General features: G+C 37.0%; 7 protein-coding genes and 1 pseudogene. 3 read left to right on the top strand and 5 right to left on the bottom strand.

All coding sequences use genetic code 11. From position 1 onward, the window contains the following. Positions 1 to 52: 52 nt before the first annotated feature. From CBG25_RS17725 to CBG25_RS17710, 4 genes are all read right to left on the bottom strand, one after another. Entirely contained in the window at positions 53 to 241 is a 189-nt protein-coding gene (locus CBG25_RS17725) for a hypothetical protein (RefSeq protein ID WP_290608314.1), read from the bottom strand. Between the two features lie 19 nt (positions 242 to 260). After that, positions 261 to 632 carry a hypothetical protein gene (locus CBG25_RS17720; protein ID WP_290608312.1) on the bottom strand — a complete coding sequence of 124 codons (372 nt, stop codon included), beginning with the start codon at positions 630 to 632 and terminating at the stop codon, positions 261 to 263. After that, on the bottom strand, positions 598 to 1,008 hold the full coding sequence (locus CBG25_RS21540; RefSeq protein WP_366212806.1) for a helix-turn-helix domain-containing protein: 411 nt from the start codon (positions 1,006 to 1,008) through the stop codon (positions 598 to 600). Before CBG25_RS21540 ends, CBG25_RS17720 begins: the two co-directional genes overlap by 35 nt. 791 nt (positions 1,009 to 1,799) lie before the next feature. Next, positions 1,800 to 2,009 (bottom strand): hypothetical protein, encoded by a 210-nt coding sequence (locus tag CBG25_RS17710; RefSeq protein WP_290608310.1) that lies wholly within the window; start codon positions 2,007 to 2,009, stop codon positions 1,800 to 1,802. A 106-nt stretch (positions 2,010 to 2,115) separates the two neighbouring features. Between CBG25_RS17710 and CBG25_RS17705 the strand changes: the two are divergent. Together CBG25_RS17705 and CBG25_RS17700 are read left to right on the top strand one after the other, a co-directional pair. Further along, positions 2,116 to 2,394: pseudogene (locus tag CBG25_RS17705) on the top strand (resolvase); the annotation flags it as partial. 388 nt (positions 2,395 to 2,782) lie between these two features. Continuing rightward, positions 2,783 to 3,184, top strand: a complete 402-nt coding sequence (locus CBG25_RS17700) for an aegerolysin family protein (RefSeq protein WP_290608309.1) — start codon at positions 2,783 to 2,785, stop codon at positions 3,182 to 3,184. Between the two features lie 67 nt (positions 3,185 to 3,251). On the opposite strand, the gene CBG25_RS17695 is transcribed toward CBG25_RS17700, so the two are convergent. After that, positions 3,252 to 4,292, bottom strand: a complete 1,041-nt coding sequence (locus tag CBG25_RS17695; RefSeq protein WP_290608308.1) for an IS481 family transposase — start codon at positions 4,290 to 4,292, stop codon at positions 3,252 to 3,254. Positions 4,293 to 4,402: 110 nt separating this feature from the next. Between CBG25_RS17695 and tnpA the strand changes: the two genes are divergently transcribed. Continuing rightward, positions 4,403 to 4,612, top strand: a complete 210-nt coding sequence (gene tnpA, locus CBG25_RS17690; protein WP_290608307.1) for an IS200/IS605 family transposase — start codon at positions 4,403 to 4,405, stop codon at positions 4,610 to 4,612. Positions 4,613 to 4,776: the final 164 nt, after the last annotated feature.

Raw genomic sequence — 4,776 nt, 5'->3', positions numbered from 1 at the left:
AAACAACGTTTTTAGAGGGCGAGGAGTGAATTCAGAAAGCACGGGGGTAATTTTATATGATTTCCAGAAGTTCAAGGTACCACCATTCTACCCGATATCGATTTGCAGCCGCTAGGCTGCTTCCTTGCAAGCTGGCTTCTTCGGATATTTTTTGCATTTTGGCTAAATGTTCTTCCCAACTACAGGCAATTGGCTTGATATTTTCGGGCATGATTTTTTGTAGTCGTTGGATGATATTCATGGTTGCGTCTCCAAAAAAATTAACCGTTGATAACAACAAACCCCTCAGGATTGCTTGGACGGGTTGTTATTTCATTGATGAGACTGTTGCGCTGATATTTTTTCTGCTCAAGCCAAGAAACCTCAAAGCCTTGCCAGTTTCTGAGCATACATTCAGCCAGTATGTCGTCGGTTGCATATCCGAATTTGTTGGCAGCGTTAATTTTTTGCACAAGTCGGTTAAGTGCCGTTTCGGTCAATTTGGCTTTTTTGTTTTTTCGATGCTCAAGATAATCTTGCCAAATGTTTTGACTAGGAGGTTGAACAAATTTTGCGCGATGGAAACTAATATTATTAGGTTCTATTTTATGACTGGTTCTATATGACTGATTCGGGTGACACTGTGTCACCATGAGCTGCTGTTTTTGTCACTATGAGGTTGTCATTTTTGTCACCATCACTTACCAAATTGTCACCGTCATTTTTTGGTTGTTTCGTATTTGGATTTGGTGATAAAGATTGGCTATTACTTAACCGCAAAACATACTTGTTTGATTGATTATGGTGATGCCCGTTTCGCTCTCTTTGAAAAACTTGAACGAGTCCTTGTTTTTCCAGTTCGGCAATATGACGAATGACGGTTCTTTTTGAAATTTCACACTGCTTGGCAATAGATTCATAGGAAGGCCAACAAATACCTTCATCATTGGCATGGTCAGCAAGTTTAAGCAAAACGAGTTTTCGGGCGGGATTTCCTACTTGGGTATTCATGGCTTGCACCATTAACATTATACTCACTATCGCTATCCTCCAAAATTTTCAAAAAGAAGCTCGCCATCAAATTAATTGACGGTCAATTCACGTGTGATTTCCCTGGGGTGGTTTAAATAAAATTTGAAGAAAAATAAATTTTAATCATAAAAATAGGCGTCAATTCGCGCCCTTTGGTTAGCTATTATTTGTTTTTGCTGTTTTTTGCGGTGATTCATGAACAGATTAGCGTAAACTACTATCTGTCGTTGAAAATCCTGTAACTGCTGACGTGGATTTTCGTGTCGCCAAAAGGCTTTTTTGAGTTTCTAGTTAAATACCTGTTGTTTCTCTTTTTCTCTCGAAAATTGAATTGCCCGAAGTATTTTCCTTTTTTTGACGTTATCTCTCTTTTGAAGAAAAATGATTTTTTGGGGCATACCTCTCTCCTGAACGCTATATTTTGATGTTTTTGAATTTCATACGATAACAACCCTCGTAAACACGAAGATTTTTAAATACGATTTCCACAAATCGATTGAATGTGGATAACGGTGTTATTGAATAAAAAACACCAACACAGAATGCCAAAAAGCATATTATGTGCTCTGCGAACCACAGAGAGGTAAACCCCAAATTGTTAAAGAGCGAATGCTGTACATACGTACAGAAAAAAAGATAATAAGATTGTAATGCGAAATTTCAATATGTCAAATAGTTGATCAAATTCAATAACTTAGGTAAAAATAAAGCGATCAAAATCAATGAGTTACGATACAAAAAAATAATCGTATTTTTTGGGTGGGATGAGTTGAATTTTTTTTGCTAATTTAGCAATTTTTTGGCGTGTATATTCGGGTGCCGCTTTCTCCTATCAAAACACCGTTTCCGCCGATAACATCAAAGTGATACATCAACCCTTTTTCTGTCATTTCGCGCTTTTTCAATTTCACGATTTTCAACGTTTTGTTGTTGTGAAAAACCGACATGCCTGCCTTTAAATGTCGAAAGGTTGTTCTGTATTTTCTGGGCTGAATCATGATAATTTCCTCTTTGTTCTCAAACGAAAAATAGAAATATCAAAAATCTTTTGTTTTAGGGCTCCGTTTGGGAAACGGAAAATATTGTACGTTAAGTCTGTTTTTTGTGCTGACTGCCATCAACAATATGCTTATCGACCTGATGGCAGCCATGTCACATAAGGACTGGCTGAGTCGCCGAAAACGACAAAAACAGGGAATTGAGCGCGCGCATATGCTGGGTAAATATCGAGGGAAACAAGCTGATCAGGAACGGTACCAAAAAGTAATGTACTACCGTCAGGTGAAAAAACTCAGCATCCGAGAAACAGCAGAGGCAACAGGCTACAGTGCTTCGCAGGTTTGCCGTATTCAAGCTCTTTATAAAGAAGTGGCGTCTGATTAAAAAGTAGTCTTAACGTACAATATTTTCCGTTTCCCAAACGGAGCCCTAGATGGTTAAACTCTTCCTATTTTTTATCTCAGTAAAAAAATAAAAAAAGTATTAGTGCGGTCCGCAAAAAGTCTGTTAATGTGCTATCAGTGGGTGATTTAGCCTGATGGAACAATCAAAATAGTCAGCCGATAGCTCTATCACACTCTCACAGCCCACTTCATAGACATATCCGTTTGATAAATTCACATCTGAAAAGATAAATCCATATCCCTATTTAATTGCCTCGCTGATATCTCGTATACAGCGCCGTAATCCTTTTATCGGGAAAGAATTACTTTTCGGCGGAAATTATCTTAATCTTTTAATGAAATTCTTTTATAAAAATAAAGAGGTTTTTATGGCTTATTCTCAATGGATAAAAATGAACATTTCTCCAGAAAATTTTAGTGTAAAAATAAAAAATCTATCTATTGGATGGGGAAAATTCCATAATCCAGCAGATAAAGACGAAGAAATTAATATCGAAAACATTAATAACTATGTTGTTAAAGAGGGGGAAACCTACATCATTGCTTCATGCGGTCGTGAAGATGCATCTTCAGGTACAACAGGTAGCTTCGACCTTTTTGATGAAGATATTAAAATTGGGCATTATAGTTGGGATTGTCCATGGGGTTCTAAGAAAAATACTAGTGAATGGAATAGAGAAAATAATAAATATATTGTAGACGTCAGTGGTGCCAACTATGATGGAGGAGCAATAGGTACTGTAAGTTTTGACCTTTATAAAAAAGGTTAATTAAATTAGGTGTAGTAGCTTAGACTTAATCTGACAGTTACCGGTTATTTATACAGTATCTGTCAGTTTAAATCTGATTTAAATCTTTCGCTCTCCAAAGTTGTTTTCCATCCTGTAAAGTTGCCAAAGGGGTGCGGCCACAACACATTTTTCCTTGATGAGTACACTGGTTATTATATTGCTCTAACCATTTGTCTAAATCATATTGTAATTCATCTAAAGTCCCATAGATTTTCTTACGAAAAGCCACCTGGTAGAACTCTTGTAATACGGTTTTATGAAAGCGTTCACAAATCCCATTAGTTTGAGGGGAGCGAGCTTTGGTTTTTGTGTGATCAATATCGTTGATAGCCAAATAAAGTTGATAATCGTGATGTTCAACTTTACCACAATACTCACTGCCTCTATCCGTTAATATACGTAATATCGGTAACCCATGTTGCGTATAAAAAGGCAGAACCTTATCATTTAATAAATCCGCCGCCGTTATTGAGCTTTTCGTTGTGTAAAGCTTACAGTGAACCACTTTACTGTAAGTATCAATATAAGTCTGTTGATAAACACGACCAACGCCTTTTAAATGACCGACATAGAAAGTATCCTGTGACCCCAGATAACCCGGATGCACCGTTTCAATCTCACCACTAACCTCATCATCCTGCGCTTTCTTTTCCAATGCGCTGATTTGTGATTCAGACAGCATAATCCCTTCTGTCGCTATTTTATCTTCAAGCGCTTTTAAGCGTTTTGTGAAATTTTCGAGATTATTACGTAACCAAATAGAACGAACACCACTACCAGAAACAAAAATGCCTTTTTTTCTGAGTTCATTACTACTACGATGTTGTCCGTGGGCAGGGTACTCAATGGCATAATCAACCACTGCACTTTCAATCTGTTCATCTACTCTGTTTTTTATGTTAGCTACCCGTCGATTTTGATTAATTAAAGCATCTATCCCACCATCGTCAACAAGTTCCTGATAGCGATAAAAAGTATCTCGGGATACCCCCATAATCTTACAGGCTTTTGATACATTACGAAGCTCTTGTGCAAGGTTAAGTAAGCCGACTTTATGTTTGATGATAGGATTATTTGTTTGATACATAAAATTACCTTTTATTTAATTATCTAGTGATGTTAACTAAAACCGGTAACTTTCTTTTTTAAATCAGAATTGTCAGATTAAGTTAAGACTAATACAATTTATTACTAGATATGCATCCTAATATCATGCCAAGTCGTTTTGTGAATAACCTAAAAACGGTCACTAGTCGATTGTTACGAAAAGAATATGCTGAACACATCAATCGTTTTTATTGGAAACCCGTACTTTGGACTCGAGCTTATTGCCTGATTACAGCAGGTGGTGCGCCACTTGAAGTCCTCAAATCATATATTGAAAAACAAGAAAGGCCAGAGAAATGACAGCTCGAAGAGCTGTTTGCTATCCATCTCCCACCTAATGCTAAAAGCTCGTTTTACTCGCAATTAACATTCAGGAAGGAGAATTCCGCAAATTTAGTTAAATCACGCTGCCAGCATTCAAAAATCGACTTTACATAAAATGCTCAACAATCTTTTTCTACATA

The sequence above is a fragment of the Arsenophonus sp. ENCA genome (assembly GCF_002287155.1).
Lineage (GTDB): Bacteria > Pseudomonadota > Gammaproteobacteria > Enterobacterales > Enterobacteriaceae > Arsenophonus > Arsenophonus nilaparvatae.
The sequence above is the reverse complement of the archived record's forward strand: the minus strand, read 5'-3'. Positions and strand labels throughout refer to the sequence as shown.

Coding starts and splice junctions, on each gene's coding strand:
- CBG25_RS17725 (WP_290608314.1), bottom strand. CDS start 241: ATGAATATCATCCAACGACTACAAAAAATCATGCCCGAAAATATCAAG.
- CBG25_RS17720 (WP_290608312.1), bottom strand. CDS start 632: ATGGTGACACAGTGTCACCCGAATCAGTCATATAGAACCAGTCATAAA.
- CBG25_RS21540 (WP_366212806.1), bottom strand. CDS start 1,008: ATGTTAATGGTGCAAGCCATGAATACCCAAGTAGGAAATCCCGCCCGA.
- CBG25_RS17710 (WP_290608310.1), bottom strand. CDS start 2,009: ATGATTCAGCCCAGAAAATACAGAACAACCTTTCGACATTTAAAGGCA.
- CBG25_RS17700 (WP_290608309.1), top strand. CDS start 2,783: ATGGCTTATTCTCAATGGATAAAAATGAACATTTCTCCAGAAAATTTT.
- CBG25_RS17695 (WP_290608308.1), bottom strand. CDS start 4,292: ATGTATCAAACAAATAATCCTATCATCAAACATAAAGTCGGCTTACTT.
- tnpA (WP_290608307.1), top strand. CDS start 4,403: ATGCATCCTAATATCATGCCAAGTCGTTTTGTGAATAACCTAAAAACG.